Below are 21788 nucleotides of genomic sequence, written 5' to 3' on the forward strand. Positions count from 1 at the left end.
TCACCTTTCATAAATATAAAAATGTAGGGAGAGGGATAAAAGTGTTTAAAAAAAATCTATTACTACTAACGTTGCTAGTTCTTGTTTTAAGTATGACTTTCGCAGGTACTGCTAGTGCAAAAATAAAGGGAAAAAAGGATAAGAATGATGAAGTGGCAGTAGAAATGAAAACCCTTGAACATATTGATGAAGCTACAATAGACACATTCTTAACAGATCGAGGTATGCCTGAAGATGTGTTAAATAATTTAAGCTACCGAGGTAAGTACACAATTTATACCACATTAGAAGATGATTCTATATTTGATGGGTATACAGAAAGAACAGCAGCTTCGTTACCAAACCGTGACGGTGATTTCTCTACTCAGTACATCTCTACCAGCGATTTGGAATTTGATGCAACAGGTTGGAAGAATAGCGATGGAACATACAGTATCTATCCAAGTTTCTACTGGAAAGAGAACGTAGAATTGGATAATGATTCTTTTGGATTTGCAATAAATAATAGATATTGGGATAACGTTTCTGGTGCCACATTAAATTTATGGATGAGAGATTTCGGACCTTTAGGTTCAACTACTTCATACTTTATAGATCGAGCTTCTAAGTCGGATTATTCTGGTCATTCTTTTAAGATGAGTGGTTTTGGAACTATTCCTCATGACTATGAAGGTAATGGCTATTTTAAAGCTAAGCCAGTAGGTAGCAAAATTGATCGTACAATCAGCATTAGCTATGCTGATGATGAAAGTAGTTCGGGAACTGTCAGCTATGGTGTGAGCATTGGCATGACGAGTGTAACTTATTCTTCAAGTTCTAGCAATTTTAGATCAACAGCAGATATTATTGGGTGGTAATTGGAGGTAACTTCATGGGTTTAGTTATATTTATACTATGTTTGATATCAATAAGTAACTTCCTAGTTCTATTGAATTTTGGTACAACTACAATACAAGCATTCTTGTATTCAGTACCAATAGATTTAACTGTTTGTACCATAATAGTGTTATTGTACAAGATTCTAAAAGAAGTTATGAAAAGTAGAACAAACAAATAGAACCTTGAAGGGAAGGAAAAATAACTATCTTTTAGAGGAGGCCACTGAAAAAGTCATCCTAATTAATGTAAAAAGGTATAATACCTCAAATTTTGAAGAAATTATACCTTTCTTTCTATATAATTATGAGTAAGCATCAAATAATCCCCATCTGAAAATAGGTGGGGATTATTTGACGCTTACTTTCATAGAGTGTTTTTCGTTTCTAGTGTCGCTTGTTTCATTGGTGCTATATTTTCTTATTTTATTTCTGTCTTAAATCGTGATAGACTTCTTTGGTTGAATTTTCACCACCACTTTTATAGCTGCAAAAGAAGTTATAATTAACCTTATTAATTTTGGTACAAATACGAAGGCCATCCTCAGCAAAACAAAGCGGGCTACAAAACCTAATAGAGTCATACCCGTAGAAACTACATCTTGAACGTTAAACGGTAAGTTATGGTCAAAATGAATCCTTGAAATTTGTCGAAGGTCTAACAAATGAGTGTGGTGGAAAGCTTGAGACATTATTTGGGGAAATTTAAGCAATTTGATGCTTACGATAATGCTCCCCACAGAACTAGACCTCATATAAGTAATTTGGTTATACTTTCTCACCGGATTATACAAATGGAGGTATTAAATTTTAACAGAGAACTTCTTTAATGAAGTGGATAACAGAAGTACTGTTAATTTAACATCCATTTCTGGAGTGGTGAGTCCGTTTCATATACTATTTACAAAAATGGAACGTCAATTATTGGATATTAATCGATATCTTTAAGATTAAACATGTAAAAAACCGCCCTTAAATAGGACGGTAATATTAATTATTATATTTCTGATAATAATTGTCACACTTGGAATATGGAACCTAACTACGAACTAAAAAGAAACTTATGGAAGAAAAGGAGCGATTAAGCGATGAGTCAAACAGAAGTGCATAAGAAATGGCAATCCAAAAACAAAGAACGCGCTAAATATCTAAGCAATCGTTCCCGTGCTCGTAGTTTTATTAAGAACCAGGCTACAGAAGAAGATATAGAAGAATTCAAGGAATTACTACAACAAAGAAAAGAATTAAGAAAAAAGCCCCCACTATCTGTGAGGGCTTTTTTCTTAATTCTTTTCTTGATCTAACGAAGACTCTAATTCTTTCAACTGATCTTCAAAGACTTAACCAGAAATTCATTTACATTATCCGTAATACGTTTAGTAACTCTCATGTATCAAAGAAAATGGAACAAAAAAATACTGCTCAGTTTGAAGAATACATGGATAGTATTTTAAAGAAATGATATTTTTTTATTTTCTTTTAGGGGCATATTAGAGGCATGACGACCTATCCCTTCATAAATTAACCTTTGCCCCAAACAACGAAAAACCCCTGACGCATAGTGCGCCAAGGGTTCCTTCTTCTTAATAAGTAGACATATATTGTTCTCTTTCCCAAGGGTGAACTTGAGTACGGAACATATCCCATTCAATTTCTTTTGCTTCAACAAAGTGTTCGAAGATATGCTCACCTAATGCATCAACTATAATAGAATCTTTTTTCAATTCATCAAGCGCAGCAGCTAGTGTTGCAGGTAGATCTTGAACGCCATTAGCTTCTCTTTCCTCTTTATCCATGATGTAGATATTACGATCCACAGCTTTAGGTGCGGAAAGTTTATTTTCAATTCCATCTAAACCAGCAGCTAGTAAAACACTCATTGCTAGGTAAGGATTTGCCGCTGGATCTACACTACGTACTTCAATACGTGTGCTTAAACCACGTGAAGCAGGTACACGGATCAGTGGACTTCTATTAGTTCCAGACCATGCAACATAGCAAGGAGCTTCATAACCAGGTACTAAACGCTTATAAGAGTTAACTGTCGGATTTGTTACCGCTGTAAAGCTTAAAGCGTGTTTAATGATACCCGCGATAAATTGATATGCTGTTTCACTTAACTGTAATGGGCCATTTTCGTCAAGGAACGTATTTGTTTTTCCTTTAAATAATGACATATTACAGTGCATACCAGAACCATTCACCCCAAACAATGGTTTTGGCATAAATGTAGCGTGTAAGCCATGCTTTCTAGCAATCGTTTTAACTACTAATTTGAAAGTTTGAATATCATCAGCGTGCTTTACAGCGTCCGCATATTTAAAATCGATTTCATGTTGACCTGGCGCTACCTCATGGTGAGATGCTTCCACTTCAAAACCCATTTCTTCTAATTCAAGCACGATGTCACGACGGCAATTTTCACCTAAATCAGTAGGAGCTAGGTCAAAATAACCACCCTTATCATTCAATTCAAGTGTAGGTTCACCTTTTTCGTCTAGTTTGAACAAGAAGAATTCTGGTTCTGTACCAAGGTTGAATGCTGAGAATCCTAGTTCTTCCATTTTCTTAAGATTACGCTTTAAGTTATAACGTGGGCAACCTTCAAATGGTGTACCATCAGGTTTATAGATGTCACAAATGAATCTAGCAACTTTCCCCTTCTCAGAAGTCCAAGGAAATACTAAGAAAGTATCTAGATCCGGATATAATTTCATATCAGATTCTTCAATACGTACAAATCCTTCAATTGACGATCCATCAAACGCCATTTCATTATCTAATGCTTTATCTAGTTGGCTTAGAGGAATTTCTACGTTTTTGATAGTTCCTAGTAAATCAGTAAACTGCAAACGAATAAATTTTACGTTTTCCTCTTGGACTTTTTGCTTAATTTGTTCTCTAGTTAATCCCATGTTTTCCTCTCCTTTTTATCTTTTAATGGAAGAATCGTGATAATTCTCCCTGACGTAACGAAGCTTTGCCAAGTCTCCCAGAATCAAATAATTCCTTATGTAACATTTTCCTTAATTCCTTATCTGATAGTTCAGGAGTTGCCTGACCCTCATCCAGCTCTTTTGTTTTTGGTAGATCTTTGATAGAAAGTACTTGTTTAATACCTGCTAGATTAATTCCTTTTTCAATCAATTCTTTTATTTCAAGTAATCGATCTACATCATTAAAAGAAAATAATCGTTGATTACCAGTCGTTCTTGCTGGATGAATTAGGTTGTGTTCTTCGTAATACCTAATTTGTCTAGCTGTTAGATCAGTCAATGATTTGACTATCCCAATGGAAAATAAGGGCATTGAACGTCTATCCATATCGCTCATTTGTTCCACCCCTTTCCTTCATCTTTTCCATAATTTAATTATACAATGTGAAAGATAATTGTCAATACGTGTTAGCTTTCTTTACATAAAAATTTTCTAAAAATTTTAATTTTATAGTTTTTTACAAATAATAGTATCCACAAAAGACACCTTATTTTCCTACATGGAGAAAGCCTAATTCAAGTAATCTCTCTACAGCTTCTACAACAGCTAAGCGCACGTGCGCATAAACTAACCCCCCTTGTACATAAGCGTTGTAAGGTGGCCTTATCGGACCGTCAGCTGTTAATTCTAAACTTGCACCTTGTACAAACGTCCCTGCTGCCATAATTACTTCACTGTCATAACCAGGCATATCAGAAGGATACGGTGTGACGTGCGAGTTTATTGGGGACGCGTGCTGAATTGCCTGACAAAATGCAACCATCTGTTCAGGTGTATCGAATGAGACAGATTGAATTAAGTCTGTTCTTGTCGCCTCAGGATCAGGAGTAGTTTTAAACCCTAGTTCAGATAGAAAAGCTGAGGTAAATATTGCTCCTTTTAATGCTTCACTTACCATATGCGGTGCTAGAAAGAAACCTTGGAACATTTCTTGTAGCATGCCAAGACTCGCACCAGTTTCTTTTCCTAATCCCGGGGCTGTTAAACGGTTTGCTGCCATCTCAACTAATTCATGTCTGCCAACTATATATCCACCAGTTCTAGCAATTCCCCCACCAGGGTTTTTGATTAATGATCCTGCAAGTAAATCTGCACCAACATGTGACGGTTCTTGTTTCTCTACAAATTCCCCATAACAATTATCCACAAAGACAATTAAATTTGGATTTATTTCTTTTACGAATTGAATCATTTCTTCTATTTGATTAACGGTAAAAGAAGGACGATCGTCGTACCCTTTTGAACGTTGAATCCCTATGACCTTTGTTTTAGAGGTTATATTATTTTGAACATTCGACCAATCTATTTTGCCTTCAATAGTTAAGGGAATAGCTTTAAATGCTATTCCAAATTCTTTCAGTGAGCCATTGTTTTCACCCCTGGATCCCACCACTTCTTCTAATGTGTCATACGGTTTTCCTGTTATGTACACCAACTCATCGCCAGGACGAAGCACGCCAAAAAGTGCTGTAGTTATGGCGTGCGTTCCTGAAATTAATTGTGGTCGAACTAGTGCATCGTCACAGCCAAAAACATCTGCGTACACTGCTTCAAGCTTTTCTCGCCCATAATCATCATATCCGTAACCAGTTGTCGGGTTAAAGTGGCTGTCACTTACCTTGTTTTCACGAAAGGCATTTAATACTCTCTTTTGATTGAATTCTGCTATTTTATCTATTTCTTTCATTTTTAACTCTATACTATTTTCAATTTCCACTACTAGTTGTTCTAACATGCCTTCGTTATTGCCCCTTCATCATAAATTTTAAAGGATGCTCAGGATCCATATGACCTTCTATAACATAGCCATCTAACGGTTCATCAAAGGAACGGTCGTGAACTATGGTTGTGCTATTTAGTTGATGTAAAAGCTTCCCTTCTGAAGAAGGTACAAACGTTTTATACGAATCCCATTCGTCAGCAATTACGTCTTCCATCTTAATAAGCACCTTTTCCAAATCTTTGGAATCATAGGCACTAATTGTAATAAAAGGATGCGCATGTGGAATGAATTCACTTGTTAATAAATCCTTTTTATTGTAAACCGTTAATATAGGTATACGGTCTGCATTTAAATCCTTTAATAAGTTCATAACTGTTTTTTGATGTTGGATTTGGTCCGGATGCGAAGCATCTACCATATGAATAATAAAATCAGCTTCTGTTACTTCTTCTAGGGTCGAACGGAAAGCTGCAATAAGTGAAGTCGGTAGATCTTGGATAAAACCAACTGTATCCGTAATAATAGCATCCAGGCCTGATGGTAACTGGATTTGTCTTGACATAGGATCTAATGTTGCGAATAGCTGGTTTTCCTCTAAAGATTCACTGTTTGTTAATCGATTAAAAATGGTAGACTTACCTGCGTTTGTGTACCCAACAATCGCAATCTGAAATGCACGATTTTCTCTACGTCGTTTACGATATTGTTCACGTTGGTTAACAACCGTTGACAACCTTTTCTTAATATCATCAATTCTTCTTCTAATATGTCTTCTATCTGATTCAAGTTTTGTTTCCCCAGGTCCTCTTGTCCCAATCCCTGCACCTAAACGAGATAAAGCCTGACCTTGTCCATGTAATCTAGGTAACATGTATTGATATTGTGCTAATTCAACTTGTAACTTACCTTCCTTTGTATTAGCTCTTTGCGCAAATATATCTAAAATTAATTGACTTCTATCAATAACACGAATTCCTAATCGATCATGCAAGTTTCTTAATTGGCCAGCAGATAGTTCATCATTTGAAATTACCAAATCAACCTCTAAATCCTCTACAGCTTGAGCAATTTCCTCTATCTTTCCTTCCCCCAAATAGAGGGCGGGGTGAATTCTTTCTCGTTTTTGTGTCACAATTTTAACAACTCTGCCCTTTGCAGTTTCAGTTAAAGATTGTAGTTCATCCAGTGAAAAGTGAAATCGCTCTTCATCATCTTTGTAATGATGGACTGCTACAATTAATACTTTTTCTGACATAATGTACCTCATTTCTAATGAATCAAATATATTTATGGTATAACATATACATTTTACCAAAGCATGTCATAATGTAAAATTTAAATTAGTAATACACAATAGTATTGTTCGTTAACAATACTAATCCAATACATTTTGTTTATAACTGATAAACCCAATTACATCAAATTTAATTGGTTAATTGACATATACAATATTTGGATATAGAATTATATTCATAAGAAAAGTTTTTTAAGGAGACGAATATGAATTCTCAATTAACCCTTATCGACTTATCCACGGAAAAAGCTTTAGAGAAATATGAATCTAGATTTAAAGCTATTGCAGACAAAAAAAGATTGCAAATTATGAACATCCTAACGCAAAAGGGAGAAATGTGCGTATGTGATCTAGCGCCAATAATAGATATGACACAATCGAAGCTATCTTATCATCTTAAAATTTTGCTGGATGCTAATATTCTAATTAAAGAAACTCGTGGTACATGGAGTTATTACCAAATTAACCAACACGAAATCAATCACCTATTATCTGAAGAATTATGTTGTTTATTCAAACCTCAGTAATTATAGAGATTTTAGTAATTAAATCAATTTATTTTGATGAATAAAACTATTTTCAGAATTAGCAAGTTGCTCATAGTTCTGTCCCGTTATAAAATAACTACCCCCCTGCTTTTGCAAGGGGGTAGTTTTACTTTTCTAATGTTAAATCATTTCTTGTTATCAACATTAATTCTTCTGTTGAATATTGACTCTTTTTCATTAATCTAACAGCATGTTTCCTAATTGATTTCTCAATCGTATTTCGAACAAATCGAGCATTTGCAAAGCTGCTATTGGATCTCTCTTGTTTTTGTTTAATTAAATAGTCCTTTAATTTCCACTCTGCTTCTTTTGTTAATTGGTATTCACGATCTATCGTCATTTGACGTGCAATTTCCAATAATTGATCGACAGAGTAATCATCAAAATCCATCACAATAGGAAACCGGGAAGCTAACCCTGGATTTAAAGATAGAAAATGATCCATTTCATTTGGATAGCCCGCTAATATAAGTATAAATTCACTATGACTATCCTCCATATGTTTCACTAACGTATCAATCGCTTCTTTTCCAAAGTCTTTTTCTCCCCCACGCGCAAGAGAATAAGCCTCATCAATGAAAAGAATTCCTCCCATAGCTTTGTTAATAAGATCCTTCGTTTTCTGTGCTGTATGACCAATATATTCTCCTACTAGATCTGCACGTTCTGCTTCTATAAAATGCCCTTTTGAAAGTACATTCATATCATAAAATACCTCTGCTAATTTCCTAGCTACAGTAGTTTTTCCTGTCCCAGGATTACCTTTAAATAGCATATGAAGTACTTGTTTTTGAGCTTTCAACCCAACTCTTTCTCGTCTTTCATTAATTTGCAGATTAGCATAAATCTCTTTAATGGTCTCTTTCAGGCGGTTCATCCCAATAAAAGAGGAAAATTCCTGATCGATTTTTTGAAAAGGGTCATTTTCATTTCTAAATTGTTCATTGCTGTCGAGAACAAGGTTTTCGCGCTCATGCAATACAATATTGATTTGACCATTTTTATTCAACGACACTTGAGATCCCACGTCACCACCCCTTACTATCTTCAGTATACGCTAGAAACTTAATATTGTGACATATGCCTATCATTTCAGTAAAAATTCTTGAAACCACTCAATCTTTTAAAGTTGTATTAAAGACACTATTTACTAACACTTCCTAAACAGGTTGACACTTCAAACGAAAGTCAGAATAATGAAATAAATAATCTACTTTTAAGTTCTATATTTTAACTATATTCATAAGTTTTAATTGAAAGCTGTTTTCACCTTCAAAAAAACATGAAAACAATTTAACGGGCAATAATGTTAACGCTTACAAATGAGGAGGAATTATATGATTTGGGTTCTATTGCTCTCCACAATCACAATTCTTGCTGTGTTTTACGGATTGAAAAAGAAAAAAGCCTTTTTATTTACTATTCCGGTGATCTCTATTTTTATATTCATCCTGGTCAAAATCATTATGGTTCCTGTCCCTTTTTTGGACACTGTTCGATTTATCTTTGGTTTAAGCTGATGGGAATCTAATGTATTTATAACTATAAGAGAAGGAGGTGTTACGATGAAAAAAGTAGACAAAAAGCATGCCGATTCGTATTTCCGTGCACGCGTTATCCTAATCTCTTGTTCCTTGGCAGTCGGTTTTTCCGTATCCTACCTTGTTGTTTTACTAGCTGAGAACCTATTAAGCATTACATTCAACGGTTTTCCACTCCATTATTATATGGGTGCTCAAGGAGCTGTTTTAACATTTATTATCCTTCTTTTCCTAAACGCTATTGTTAGTGACAAACTTGACAAGAAGTATGGGTTTATTGAGACAAATAAGAAAGATATTTCTTCTAAAAAAACATTAACTCATTAGACAAAGGAGGTTACCAATGAGTCAGTTTATGGTTTCGTTATTATTAATTATCGCTACTTTTGGTCTATACATAGGTATAGCCATTTTCAACAAAGCAAGAGCTACTTCAGATTTTTACGTAGCTAACAGAAGTGTCCCTCCTATTTTTAATGGGATGGCAATAGGAGCAGATTGGATGAGTGCGGCCTCATTCATTGGAATGGCTGGCACGATTATGATTCTTGGTTACGACGGACTTGCTTATATCATGGGATGGACAGGTGGATATCTGCTCCTAACTTTCCTCATTGCTCCACAGTTAAGAAAATATGGTCGCTACACTGTTCCAGAATTCATTGGTGATCGATACCAAAGCAATACAGCTCGTCTAATTGCTGCTATTGCTACCATAATTATCAGCTTCACCTATTCTATTGGACAATTGTCTGGCTCAGGTGTCGTCATAGGGAGACTATTAGAAGTAGACGTTGCAGTCGGCACGTTAATAGGGGTCGTTCTAATCGCCTTCTATTCTGCACTCGGGGGAATGAAAGGGATTACATGGACCCAAGTTGCTCAATATATCGTACTGATTGTCGCTTACTTAATTCCTGTCATTTTTATGTCACTTCAATTAACCCAGAACCCTCTTCCATGGCTTTCATATGGAGAAATTATTGGTGAACTTCAAGAACTCGACAAGCAGCTAGGCGTAACAGAATATATTGTTCCTTTCACCGAAGCTTCTAAATGGCAGTTTATTGCTTTACTGTTCACCTTAATGGCAGGTACTGCAGGTCTCCCACACGTTATTGTTCGTTTCTACACCGTAAAAACAATGAAAGCTGCTCGCTGGAGTGGCGCTTGGGCTTTATTATTCATAGGCTTGTTATATTTATCCGCTCCCGCATACGCTGCATTTTCTAGATTTATCTTAATGACCGAAGTTGCTGGTAACTCTATTTCAAATTTACCAGCATGGACAGCTGCTTGGATTGATACAGGTAAATTATCTCTGGCTGATCAAAGTGGAGATGGTATCTTACAATGGTCTGAAATTGTCATAAGTAATGATATTGTTGTTATGGCTACACCAGAAATTGCTAATTTAGGGGTATTTGTAATCGGATTAATGGCAGCTGGTGCAATGGCTGCAGCACTTTCAACAGCGGGAGGACTCATGATTGCTATCTCAGCAGCACTATCTCATGACATTTATTACCGCTCGATCAACCCTAATGCGAGTGAAAAGAAACGACTACTTGTTGGCCGGTGGTCGATTGTTATTGCTACAGTAGTAGCTGGTTTAGTCGCATTAAATCCTCCAGGGGCCATTACACAAATTGTAGCATGGGCCTTTGCTTTAGCGTCTGGATCCTTTTTCCCTGCTTTACTTTTGGGTGTTTGGTGGAAACGTTCAAATGGCCCTGGTGTAATTGCAGGCATGATAACAGGTTTAACAGTTACACTCGCTTACATCTTTGCAGCTAAATATGGAGGTTTAAGTATCTTAGGGATTATTGATACAGGAGCAGGTGTGTTTGGTGCATTAGCTGCGATCATAGCAAATATTTCTGTATCGCTATTCACAAAAGCACCATCACAAAAAATACAAGACGAGGTAATGGATCTTCGTTATCCAGAACAATTAACTTATAAAGATGGAGAAGTTTGGATAAACGACTATAAAGATGTTTAATTTTTACTAGGGGGCAGGAAAGTTTGCCTGCCCCTATTTTCCGGCTAACAGGATATAAGACGAATATTATCATTTTATGCACTTGCCTAGGAAATATAAAAAGCGCTTCGGAAATCACACTCCCCTTAGCGCTTTATTTTTCATTCAGTTTCCAAAGTAACGTTTTTGGATGGCGCAAATGTTGATATGGCATGCTTGAAAATTAACTGTTGCTTTCCATCTGTATCAAATAAAACTGTAAAATTATCAAACGCCTTTACTGTTCCTCTTAATTGAAAGCCATTTGTTAAAAATACAGTAACTTGGATACGGTCTTTACGTAATTGATTCAAGTATTGATCCTGAATGTTAACCGATTGAGACATAGCTCTTCCTCCTCTTTTCTATCTGTATGTTTATATTTCTACTTTTTTTCTAGCTTTCCTGCTAAATCTTGTAAAATAATTTCAATTTTTTCGCTTTTATCTTCATGTGTGATCGTGTACCAGTCAACGTCCATTTTATTTCTGAACCAAGTGTATTGCCGTTTAGCGTATCTCCTGGAATTTCTTTTTAGTATTTCTATCGAATCTTCTAAAGATTGATTTCCTTCAAAATAAGGTATAAATTCTTTATAGCCTATCGCTTTCATAGATTGAGAATCCTTCAAACCCTTTTCATAAAAAAACCTTACTTCGTTTACTAAACCTTCTTTTATCATTTGGTCTACTCGTTGATTTATTCTTTCATACAACAACGGCCTATCCATTTCTAATCCAATAAGGATTGGGTCAAACGGTGACACTAATTGTTGTTGTTCATGATACGCTGTCATTGTCATTCCTGTACGTTCATACACTTCCAAAGCTCTAACGACTCTTCTCGTATTATTTGGATGAATCTTAGAAGCTTGTTCAGGATCGATTCTTTCCAATCGCTTATAGACGCTCATAATCCCTTTTTCTTCTATTTCATTCTCAATTTTTATTTGGAAACTATCATCACGTTTCTTTTCAGCAAAATTGTAACCGAACAGTGCAGCTTGAATATATAAGCCGGTTCCCCCCACAATAATAGGTAAGTGCTTCTTGTCACTAATCTCTTTTATGTAATGGTGAACTTGCTCCTGAAAGTCTGCAACAGAAAAGGACTCATTTGGTTCCTTTATGTCAATCATATAATGCGGTATATTCTCTTTCTCGGTGTTTGTAACTTTTGCAGTACCTATATCCATCCCTTTATAAATTTGCATAGAATCACCACTAATAATTTCACCTGAAAATTTTTTGGCTATTTCTACACTTAAACTCGTTTTCCCAACAGCAGTGGGACCAACTACCGCTATTACTTTTTGTCGCATATTTTATCCTTTCCTTACACATTCTTATGTTGTTTATACATTATACACGATGGAAATAAAACTGCAATAAAAATTAGGTTGCCAAAACGGCAACCTACATTTTCAATTATTCATATGCAATATAAGCTTGTAGCATCCAAACATGCTTTTCGAATCTTCCGTGTATATCATTCAAAAGGTCCGCAGTTGGTTGATCATTTATTTCATCAGCTAAAGGTACTCCAGTTTCTTTAATTTCTTTGATCATCGTTTTGTAATCTTGTGACAACTGATGAATAATCTCATTCTCTTTGTCGTCAGCTTGTGCTTCAAATAACGTTTTTTCCTCTAAGTATTTACTCATAGTTGCTAATGGTTTACCACCGATTGCTAAAATTCTCTCGGCCACCTCATCTAAATCAGCCGCTGCTTCGTTATAAAGTTCTTCAAATACCTCGTGAAGTTTGAAAAAGTGACGTCCTTGAACAAACCAATGGTAGCGATGAAGTTTTACATATAAGACAGCAAAGTTAGAGAGCTCTTGATTAAGAAAGTTGATTAGCTTTTGATTTTCAGGCATATTTGCACCTACCCTTATTAGATTTCATTCCTTCCCTATTTTTAGTGTTAAGTGCAAATTTATACATGAAGAATAGGTGTAAACCCGAAACCTAGTTACTCTTTTTCCTCATCATCCTGATCCTCTTCTGTCTCTTCTGAACTTTCGTCAGATTCCTCCAAATCAACATCATCAAGATCAAGCCAGGAAAGCATTTCATTAACCACTGTATTTATCTTTTCGTCAACCATACTTGTTCCGTACTTCTTTTTGGCACGTTCAATATTATCCATAACATCCTCACTGAAATGAATAATTGGATCATCATTTTCAAGATTATTAAATAAATCAATTATTTCATCTAGAGCCTTATCAAATCGCTTACTTTCTAATTCTGTCGCTTTCACATTTATCACCCAGTAATAGGGTGTCCAAAAACAATAAGATTAGAGTCCTTAGACCAAAATTAATTATATAAGTGAATTTTACATATCCTGTCTATTTAGTCAAAATCATTACAGCTATCATCGTATGTAACATATTCATCAATTAAATAATTAATATTCGATAATTTTAATAAATCTTTGTTCGTTAAAAACATAAGTACATTCGCCCCATGATCTTGAGATGTCAATATTGGAGACATAGAAATATCATAAATAGTTATATCAAAAAAAGGAGTAATAGTTTCTAAATCCTCCTTATAACTATTTTTTATACTATTTATTATTGATAAATTAATCTCAAAAATTAAACTAGATAAGTCATCTTTAGATTGCAAATTAGTATGAGGAAATTCCATAAAATTATGGAGCGCATAACCGGTATATGGATACCCTTTTTCCAGTTTATATAGGTCACCTTTCCAATACCAGAACTCTATAGTCTTACCCAACTTTAAAAAATGGTGAAAAAGTATATAAAGGGCATTTTTAATTTCTTTAAACCTCGCTTCATAGTTTAGCTCATCATCATATAGGTTACTAGTATCGAGTTGATAATTATATGGTGAATTCAATATCTTCATACCCTTTCATCTGTTATTAAATTACCGCTAAAAACTAAGTGAAAATGGACTGATTAATGTGGAAATACCTTGAAATAATCAAGCAAAAGAATAAAAAGCGCCTAAAACCTTGATAAATTACGGCTAAGACGCTTATACATCACATCACTCGTTTAAACATTTTCTCCATCTCATATTCTGAGAAGTGAATAATAATTGGGCGACCATGTGGACAGGTGAATGGATCTGTTGATTTTCTAAGATCTTCTAGTAGTTGGAACATATCATCATTGTTCAAATAATGATTTGCCTTTATGGATTTTTTACATGACATTAAGATTGCTGCATCCTCTCTTAATTTGTATAAATCCACTTTCTCATCCGTAATAACTTGTTCAACAATTTCGTGAATTACTTCTTCCTCAAAACCCCTAGGAAACCATTGGGGATGTGCACGAATAATGTATGTGTGCTGACCAAAATGTTCAAAGAAAATACCGACTTTTTTCAGTCCCTCTTGATACTGTTCGATCATTAAGGCTTCTGTTTTAGTAAAATCAAAGGTTAAAGGTAATAACAACTCTTGCAATTCATTAGGAACATCCCCAATTTTATCGCGATAATATTCGTATTTAATCCTTTCTTGTGCTGCATGTTGGTCAATTATATAAAGCCCTTCTTCGTTCTGAGCTAAAATATATGTTCCATGATGCTGACCGATCGGATACATAACGGGAACACGTCGGGAAGACTGTTCAACCGAATCTTGCTTTTGCTCCTCTGTTAATACAGAGCTCCCTTGTCCTTGATCATTAGTCTGTTGTTCATATGCAGTAAAACTTTCTGCTGCAGCATTTTGTGCTTGTATGAAGGCGTCCTCTTCTAACTGTTTAGCTTCATTTGTTGTTAATGGATCTTCATCATTTAGTGAAAAATGTGACTGACTCCTTGTTTCTTGTCTTGGTTGTCTATTTTCATAAAAAGAAAAGGACGATTGTGTACTTGTATCCTTCTCTCTTCTTGGTTGTTTCACGTCTGGGATTAGTGTTTGCTCTCGAAAAGCCTGTTTAATTGTTGTTTCTACCGCTTCAAACAACTCTTTCTCCTTACTAAAGCGCACTTCTAGTTTCGTTGGATGAACGTTAACATCCACTAGGATAGGGTCCATATCAATAGAAAGAACAACCAATGGATTACGTCCAATTGGTAGTAAAGTATGGTAACCACTTAGAATTGCCTTTGCTAGGGGGATACTTCTTATATATCTACCATTAATAACAGTTGAAATATAATTCCTAGAAGCTCGTGTCACCTCTGGTTTCGCTATATATCCATTTATCGTAAAATCAAGCGTTTTATGTTGTACTGGTATCATCTTTTTTGCAACGCTCATTCCGTAAACTTGGGAGATAATTTGAAGCATATCTCCTCTACCGGATGATTGAAATAGTTGCTTATCATTGTGATATAACTCAAAACGTATCATTGGGTGAGAGAGTGCCATTCGATTAATAATATCAGTTATATGACCTAGCTCAGTATGAATGGTTTTCATGTATTTTAGTCTAGCAGGAGTGTTAAAAAAGATGTCCTCAATTAGAAGTTCCGTACCTTGCCTGGCATCACCCTTTGATTGGTTAATCACCTTTCCACCTTCTAACTGTACAACAGTCCCGGCTTCTTCCCCGGTGGAAGTCTTGACGGTTAACCTACTTACTGCAGCTATACTTGCTAACGCTTCGCCACGAAACCCTAATGTCCTCACATGAAAAAGATCATCTTCATTCCTTATTTTACTTGTAGCATGTCTTAAAAAGGCACGAGAGCAATCATCCTCAGACATACCTTCCCCATTATCTGTTATTTTAATAGATTGCAAGCCTGCCTCCATAACTTCTACCTTAATTGTTGTACTTTTCGCATCAATACTATTTTCAACAAGTTCCTTCACAACAGAAGCTGGTCGCTCTACAACCTCACCTGCCGCTATTTTGTTGGCAAGAGAATCAGGCATTTGGATTATTTTCAAGGTTGATCCTCCTTTTTTCTATTTATTAAGACTCATTTGCTTTCTTGTGTAATTGGTAAAGATGGTTCATCGCTTCCATTGGAGTTAATTCTAATATGTTTAATTGTTTTAGGTCTTGAATAACTGGGCTTTCTTTTACTTCTTGCTTTTGTTTTTTTTCTTTATTATTTTCCCTAACAAAGAAAGAAAGCTGTTGGTCATCATGTTTACCTTCATTTAAATTACTTTGTTTAGTATTATCTTGCTTTCCTTCTAACTGTTTTAATATGACTGTAGCACGATCAATAAGTGATGATGGTAACTCTGCTAATTTCGCTACATGAATTCCGTAACTCTCATCCGCTGCGCCGTCTTTTATTTGATGCAAAAATACTACTCGACCCTCGTACTCCTCAGCCCTAACGTGTATATTTTTTAACTTATTCAGTGTTTGATCTAAACTCGTTAATTCATGATAATGCGTTGAAAATAGGGTTTTCGCATGAACCTGTTCATGTAAATATTCAATAATGGCTTGGGCTAGCGCCATACCATCATAGGTGCTCGTTCCCCGTCCTATTTCGTCTAACAATATTAGACTATTTTCGGTTGCATTTGTAATGGCATGCTTTGCTTCTAACATCTCAACCATAAAGGTACTTTGGCCAGACACAAGATCATCAGCGGCACCAATTCGCGTAAATATTTGATCAAATACAGGAAGCAAAGCACTTTTGCAAGGTACGAAACAACCAATTTGCGCCATAATTGCAGTTAAGGCTAGTTGTCTCATGTAGGTACTTTTCCCTGACATGTTTGGACCTGTGATTAATAAAATATCTTTATCAGGATCCATCTCTACATTATTAGGTACAAATGAATCACTTTTCATTACTTTTTCAACTACAGGGTGTCTTCCTTCAATAATTTTTACTTCACGCTTATTCGTAAAGGTTGGGCGCTTATAATCATTCGCCTCACTAACTGTTGCAAATCCCTGTAATACATCGACTTCACTAACTCGTTCTGCTAATGCTTGTAAGGTTGGAATAAATCCTTTAACCTGCTCACGGAGTTCAATAAATAGTTGATATTCTAGATCAACACTCTTTTCTTCCGCTTCTAAGATTAACGATTCTTTCTCTTTGAGCTCTGGTGTAATAAATCTTTCAGCATTCGTTAGTGTCTGTTTACGTTCATATTTGCCTTCAGGTAATAGATGAAGGTTTGCACGTGTTACTTCAATGTAATAACCAAATACCTTGTTATACCCAATCTTCAATGACTTAATATTCGTTGACTCTTTCTCTTTTTTCTCTAACTCAGCAATCCACTGCTTCCCATTTCTAGACGCATATCGATACTTATCCAATGTTTCATTAAAACCATCTTTAATTAGTCCACCTTCTTTAATTGTAATCGGTGGATCTTCTACAAGACTTTTATCTAATAATTCATAAAGCCCGTCCATCGGATTTATATGTTTTCCTAATGATCGTACTTGTTCGTCTGAAAACTTTTGCAACAAAGCCTTTAACTCAGGTATCTTTCCTATTGAAATCTTTAACTGATTTAAATCACGTGCATTCACATTTCCAAATGCAACACGACCAGCTAGTCGTTCCAAATCATAAATAGATTTTAATACATCACGAATTTCTTCTCGTTCGAAAAATTGTTGTAAGAACCCATCAACTAAATTTAATCGTTTCTCTATAAGTTGTTTCGTTAGTAGAGGTCTTTCCAACCATTTTTTTAACATTCTAGCTCCCATTGCTGTGACAGTCTTATCGAGAACCCATAGTAAACTCCCATGCTTCCCTTTTCTCATAATTGTTTCAGTTAATTCTAGATTCCGTTTTGAGTACATATCTAACGACATAAATTGTGCTAGTTCAATAATTTGTACTGGCTTTAAGTGGTCTAGAGAGCGTTTTTGTGTGATTTGCAAATACTGTAGCATTCGACCAAATGCCTGTATAAGATTTTCTTCCGATAAATGCTCCACTAAGTGATGGAATTCTTCCTGAATTGTCGTATCTTCCTGATAAGAAAGGGTCACTAATAACCTCTCTTGTAAATCTGTTTGATAAGATTCATTAAGATCAGACGATACAACAATCTCCTTGATTGGGCGATTAAATAACTCACTCAAAACCCCATTCCAGCTAGTCAGAGTAGCGACACTGTTTTCACCCGTTGATAAATCGTTATATACAATTACAAAATCACCTTCAGAGAAATGACTAATGCTAGCCAAATAATTATTCTCTTTTTCTTGAAGCATTGTCCCGTCCATTACCGTACCGGGAGTAATTAATTGCACGACTTCTCTTTTAACAACCCCTTTAGCAGTTTTAGGGTCTTCTACTTGTTCACAAATAGCAACTTTGTATCCTTTTTCCACTAAGTTTTTTATGTAGTTTTCAGCAGAGTGGTAAGGTACTCCACACATTGGGATCCGCTCTTCTGCCCCTGCATTTTTTCCTGTAAGTGTAATTTCCAATTCTCTCGATGCAACAACAGCATCATCAAAAAACATTTCATAAAAGTCCCCTAATCTAAAAAATAGAAAACAATCCTTGTAATCTGCTTTAATAGAAAGGTATTGCTGCATCATTGGTGTAAAACCTGTCATTATAAATCCCCCAACACGTCCTAAATTTCTTGTCTTATTATATCATAATTTCAGTAGTCTTTTTCAGTACAAAGAATTGCCAATCTATTCTATAAATCTTTTCAATTTGGCTCCTTTTTGTTATACCAGCGTCTTCTAACTAAGAATAATCTGCTTATTTTATCAGTTCTTCAAAAAATTCCCATAGGATTGAAAAATTCTGGAGAAGCGAATTATAAAATTCATACAGATACAGCGCATCCTATATTACATCCTCACTATTACTTAGGGGGCTTATACCTTTTGCGAAAAGTGTCAATGAGACAAAATCTTAACAGAAAAAAGGGTACAACCTACAGTTGTACCCTTATCTATCTAAAGATTGGTTATTCTTCTTCTACATTAGCTAAAAAGTCAGGATCAATATCTTCAAACTCATCATCTGATAATTCTAAATCCCAATCATCATCATCGCTAATCGTACCATTTGGATCTACTTTTACACATACTTTTGTTTCTCCGATTACTTCAACTAGGAATTCACGCTCCACTTCAACTTGAACCTTGTGATCATGATTAGAGATCGTGCACTCTAAACAATTTGGCTGTTGGATAACTTTTGCAAAAACTTCTACTTCATCACCTAGCGTTTGCTCATCTTTTACTGATAGTTTAATATGGTCACAATAATTCACACGTTCTGTAACAACCTCTGTCTTCGTGTTATCATTGTAGGAATACCAAATATTCACATCATAACTACCATTCACTTCTACAACGTCATCACCTTTTAACTTAGCATTATATAAGTGATTTATAACCCAACACCCTAGTATGCTAGACGGTCTATGTGACGGTGTTATTGTGTTAGTATCCTGAGTAAACTTACGCCCCTTACCAATAACTGCTTTCGTAATAATTTCTCGATATTCTTGATCAAGAAAAGACATAGAACTAAAACCTCCTCTTTTTTTCATTGTCATATTATGCAGGCTACCTACCTAAAGTGCATAACGATTTACTGCGCTAGAAAAAAGTAGACCAGCAAAGGTTTCTAATTCATCCTATGCAAAAGCCTATGAATGTGTACGAATATCACAGAAAGTTTTTTAAAGTCTTCTTTAAATCCATAAGAAAAGCCCTGACTGAATCACAGTCAGAGCTTTTCTTATACATTATTAATGACAGGATCCGCTACTTGCCTTAGAACCAGTTTCTCCAGCAAGTACGTCTCCTTCTGTTGATCGGATTACTTCATTTGTAATCTCTCTTGCTATCGTGTTTGTAACAAGTTGAAGGATATCATTTATTACAACCTGTGAATCCTTAAATTCCTGTACGATTGGAATAGAATCAATTTCTTCTTGTAAGCGATCAATTTCAGCTTCCACTTTTTTCAATGCTTCTTGTTTTCCATAAGCTTGAAAGTTAACAGCTTGTTTTTGCAATGCCTTAATTTTTTTAATCATAAGTTGAACTTTTTGGTTCTCATTCAACTTAGCTTCTAGTTGCTTGAAGCGATCGATTTCTTCGATATTTGCCATCATACTAGCCAATTTATGCGCTTCTTCTATAACCTGTTTACGAGTATATTCCGCCATTTTATTTCACCTCAACTGCTTCTTCAACTAATTCTCCATCAAGAGACCATGTTTTTGCTTCCGTAACTTTAACTTCAACAATTTTGCCAATTACTGACTTAGGAGCTCTGAAATTAACTAATTTATTTCTTTCTGTGTATCCAGAAAGAACATCTGGATTTTTCTTGCTTTCTCCTTCAACAAGCACTTTAACAATCTGTCCTTCATATTTCTTCATTGCCTCTTTAGATTGTTTATTAACTAGTGCATTCAGGCGTTGTAATCGTTCTTTCTTCACTTCCATTGGCACATTATCTTCCCATCTAGCAGAAGGAGTACCTTCTCTTGGAGAGTAGATATAGGTATATGCGCTCTCAAATCCTACTTCTTCCATTAATGTCATTGTTTCTTCAAATTGTTCATCCGTTTCATTTGGGAAACCAACAATAATATCAGTTGTTAAAGTTGCATTTGGCATTGCTTTACGAATTTTAGCTACAAGATTTAAATATTCTTCACGTGTATATCTTCTTGCCATCACACGAAGAACCTCCGAACTCCCTGACTGAACCGGCAGGTGAATATGATCTAACAGATTACCACCCTTAGCAAGCACTTCTATTAAATGATCATCAAAGTCTCTCGGATGAGATGTGGTAAAGCGGACACGAGGGATGTCAATTTTGTTGATTTCCTCCATCAATTGACCAAGACCATACTCGAACTCCAAATCTTTCCCATAAGCATTTACGTTCTGACCCAGTAAGGTAACTTCCTTGTAGCCTTGTGCAGCTAACTGGCGGACTTCTTGAATAATATCCTCTGGCAAGCGACTACGTTCTTTGCCTCGTGTATATGGTACTATACAATACGTACAGAACTTGTCACAGCCATACATAATATTTACCCAACCTTTTATTTTACCTTTACGAACTTTAGGAAGGTTCTCGATGATATCTCCCTCTTTAGACCAAACTTCAACAACCATCTCTTTCCCAAACATTGCTTCTTGAATGAGACTCGGTAGTCGATGAATATTATGAGTACCAAAGATCATATCGATAAATGGATGTTTCTTAAGGATACGATTTACAACAGATTCTTCTTGGGACATGCACCCACATACTCCAAGAATTAAGTCCGGTTTTTCTAGTTTTAATGGTTTTAAATGACCAATTTCCCCAAATACCTTGTTTTCTGCATTTTCACGGATTGCACAAGTATTTAATAGGATTATATCTGCTTCATTCGTATCATCAGTAGATTGGTAACCCATATCCGTTAATATACCTGCCATCACTTCTGTATCATGCTCATTCATTTGACAGCCATAGGTTCTGATCAAGAATTTCTTACCTTGTCCAATCTGTTTCATTTCTTGCGAGATAGCAAAGTCATAATGGATGTCTACATCTTTTTTTAGTCGTTTCTTAGCTTTCTTTAGATTAGGTGGTTGATAGGTTGCTTGAAAATACTTACTTATCATCTCATCTGAATCTATTTGTTTGATACGTTCTAAGTTCGAATCCTGGTCGGATTTTATGTCCGATGGATCTACTTGTTTTATTTGGTTAGCTTGTTTTCGTTGTTGCTCATTCATTGTGAATAAAGCTCCTTTCATCGTTACCAAAAGAGTAAATTGGTTTGTCCCAATTTAATCATTATACCAAGGAATACATACAAAAATAAAGTTTTTCTCTATTATTATATGTCATAA

The 21788-nt window shown here is 35.4% G+C and carries 22 protein-coding genes; 6 read left to right on the forward strand and 16 right to left on the reverse strand.

Annotation, left to right across the window (positions count from 1 at the left end; all coding sequences use genetic code 11):
* The first annotated feature begins 41 nt into the window (after nt 1-41).
* Entirely contained in the window at nt 42-857 is an 816-nt protein-coding gene (locus H7K77_RS08510) for a hypothetical protein (protein WP_186577379.1), read from the forward strand.
* Nucleotides 858-1312: 455 nt separating this feature from the next.
* On the opposite strand, the gene H7K77_RS21025 is transcribed toward H7K77_RS08510, so the two are convergent.
* On the reverse strand, nt 1313-1588 hold the full coding sequence (locus tag H7K77_RS21025) for a hypothetical protein (RefSeq protein ID WP_235988883.1): 276 nt from the start codon (nt 1586-1588) through the stop codon (nt 1313-1315).
* Between the two features lie 375 nt (nt 1589-1963).
* Here H7K77_RS21025 and H7K77_RS08515 point away from each other — a divergent pair, with 375 nt between their 5' ends.
* Nucleotides 1964-2179, forward strand: a complete 216-nt coding sequence (locus H7K77_RS08515) for a hypothetical protein (RefSeq protein WP_186577380.1) — start codon at nt 1964-1966, stop codon at nt 2177-2179.
* Nucleotides 2180-2458: 279 nt separating this feature from the next.
* Here H7K77_RS08515 and glnA read toward each other — a convergent pair whose 3' ends face one another.
* The 4 genes from glnA to hflX all read right to left on the reverse strand — a co-directional run bounded on the left by glnA (nt 2459) and on the right by hflX (nt 6850).
* Nucleotides 2459-3790 (reverse strand): type I glutamate--ammonia ligase, encoded by a 1332-nt coding sequence (glnA, locus tag H7K77_RS08520; protein WP_186577381.1) that lies wholly within the window; start codon nt 3788-3790, stop codon nt 2459-2461.
* Between the two features lie 22 nt (nt 3791-3812).
* On the reverse strand, nt 3813-4208 hold the full coding sequence (locus tag H7K77_RS08525) for a MerR family transcriptional regulator (RefSeq protein WP_186577382.1): 396 nt from the start codon (nt 4206-4208) through the stop codon (nt 3813-3815).
* A gap of 151 nt (nt 4209-4359) precedes the next feature.
* Nucleotides 4360-5607, reverse strand: a complete 1248-nt coding sequence (locus H7K77_RS08530) for a methionine gamma-lyase family protein (RefSeq protein WP_186577383.1) — start codon at nt 5605-5607, stop codon at nt 4360-4362.
* Nucleotides 5608-5614: 7 nt separating this feature from the next.
* Entirely contained in the window at nt 5615-6850 is a 1236-nt protein-coding gene (gene hflX / locus H7K77_RS08535; RefSeq protein WP_186577384.1) for a GTPase HflX, read from the reverse strand.
* A gap of 245 nt (nt 6851-7095) precedes the next feature.
* Between hflX and H7K77_RS08540 the strand changes: the two genes are divergently transcribed.
* Nucleotides 7096-7416, forward strand: a complete 321-nt coding sequence (locus H7K77_RS08540) for an ArsR/SmtB family transcription factor (RefSeq protein WP_186577385.1) — start codon at nt 7096-7098, stop codon at nt 7414-7416.
* A gap of 127 nt (nt 7417-7543) precedes the next feature.
* Here the strand turns inward: H7K77_RS08540 and spoVK are convergent, their stop codons facing one another.
* Nucleotides 7544-8464, reverse strand: coding sequence for a stage V sporulation protein K (gene spoVK / locus H7K77_RS08545; RefSeq protein ID WP_186577386.1), 921 nt, complete (start codon nt 8462-8464; stop codon nt 7544-7546).
* A 310-nt stretch (nt 8465-8774) separates the two neighbouring features.
* Between spoVK and H7K77_RS08550 the strand changes: the two genes are divergently transcribed.
* Genes H7K77_RS08550 through H7K77_RS08560 form a run of 3 tightly spaced genes read left to right on the forward strand, consistent with a single transcriptional unit; the run spans nt 8775 to nt 10983 of the window.
* Nucleotides 8775-8957 (forward strand): hypothetical protein, encoded by a 183-nt coding sequence (locus tag H7K77_RS08550; RefSeq protein WP_186577387.1) that lies wholly within the window; start codon nt 8775-8777, stop codon nt 8955-8957.
* 45 nt (nt 8958-9002) lie between these two features.
* Nucleotides 9003-9305 (forward strand): DUF4212 domain-containing protein, encoded by a 303-nt coding sequence (locus H7K77_RS08555; protein ID WP_186577388.1) that lies wholly within the window; start codon nt 9003-9005, stop codon nt 9303-9305.
* 16 nt (nt 9306-9321) lie between these two features.
* On the forward strand, nt 9322-10983 hold the full coding sequence (locus tag H7K77_RS08560; protein ID WP_186577389.1) for a sodium:solute symporter family protein: 1662 nt from the start codon (nt 9322-9324) through the stop codon (nt 10981-10983).
* Nucleotides 10984-11123: 140 nt separating this feature from the next.
* On the opposite strand, the gene hfq is transcribed toward H7K77_RS08560, so the two are convergent.
* From hfq to miaB, 10 genes are all read right to left on the reverse strand, one after another.
* The gene (hfq, locus tag H7K77_RS08565) at nt 11124-11348 is read right to left on the reverse strand and encodes an RNA chaperone Hfq (RefSeq protein WP_186577390.1); all 225 of its coding nucleotides are present in this window, start codon (nt 11346-11348) and stop codon (nt 11124-11126) included.
* A gap of 38 nt (nt 11349-11386) precedes the next feature.
* Nucleotides 11387-12322: a tRNA (adenosine(37)-N6)-dimethylallyltransferase MiaA gene (gene miaA, locus H7K77_RS08570; protein WP_186577391.1), complete on the reverse strand. Its 936-nt coding sequence runs from the start codon at nt 12320-12322 to the stop codon at nt 11387-11389.
* 106 nt (nt 12323-12428) lie between these two features.
* A complete protein-coding gene (locus H7K77_RS08575; protein ID WP_186577392.1) occupies nt 12429-12881 on the reverse strand; it encodes a Dps family protein in 453 nt (150 codons plus the stop codon).
* Between the two features lie 95 nt (nt 12882-12976).
* Entirely contained in the window at nt 12977-13267 is a 291-nt protein-coding gene (locus H7K77_RS08580) for a hypothetical protein (RefSeq protein ID WP_186577393.1), read from the reverse strand.
* Nucleotides 13268-13362: 95 nt separating this feature from the next.
* On the reverse strand, nt 13363-13887 hold the full coding sequence (locus tag H7K77_RS08585; RefSeq protein ID WP_222599281.1) for a hypothetical protein: 525 nt from the start codon (nt 13885-13887) through the stop codon (nt 13363-13365).
* Between the two features lie 139 nt (nt 13888-14026).
* Nucleotides 14027-15895 carry a DNA mismatch repair endonuclease MutL gene (mutL, locus tag H7K77_RS08590; RefSeq protein ID WP_328701073.1) on the reverse strand — a complete coding sequence of 623 codons (1869 nt, stop codon included), beginning with the start codon at nt 15893-15895 and terminating at the stop codon, nt 14027-14029.
* Between the two features lie 25 nt (nt 15896-15920).
* Complete coding sequence (gene mutS / locus H7K77_RS08595) at nt 15921-18512, reverse strand: DNA mismatch repair protein MutS (protein ID WP_186577395.1); 2592 nt, start codon at nt 18510-18512, stop codon at nt 15921-15923.
* A gap of 365 nt (nt 18513-18877) precedes the next feature.
* On the reverse strand, nt 18878-19441 hold the full coding sequence (gene cotE / locus H7K77_RS08600; protein ID WP_186577396.1) for an outer spore coat protein CotE: 564 nt from the start codon (nt 19439-19441) through the stop codon (nt 18878-18880).
* Between the two features lie 228 nt (nt 19442-19669).
* Nucleotides 19670-20092 (reverse strand): RicAFT regulatory complex protein RicA family protein, encoded by a 423-nt coding sequence (locus H7K77_RS08605; RefSeq protein WP_186577397.1) that lies wholly within the window; start codon nt 20090-20092, stop codon nt 19670-19672.
* Between the two features lies 1 nt (nt 20093).
* Nucleotides 20094-21671, reverse strand: coding sequence for a tRNA (N6-isopentenyl adenosine(37)-C2)-methylthiotransferase MiaB (gene miaB / locus H7K77_RS08610; protein WP_186577398.1), 1578 nt, complete (start codon nt 21669-21671; stop codon nt 20094-20096).
* Nucleotides 21672-21788 lie beyond the last annotated feature (117 nt).

Origin of the sequence: Aquibacillus kalidii (assembly GCF_014280935.1) — a bacterium.
Lineage (GTDB): Bacteria > Bacillota > Bacilli > Bacillales > Amphibacillaceae > Aquibacillus_D > Aquibacillus_D kalidii.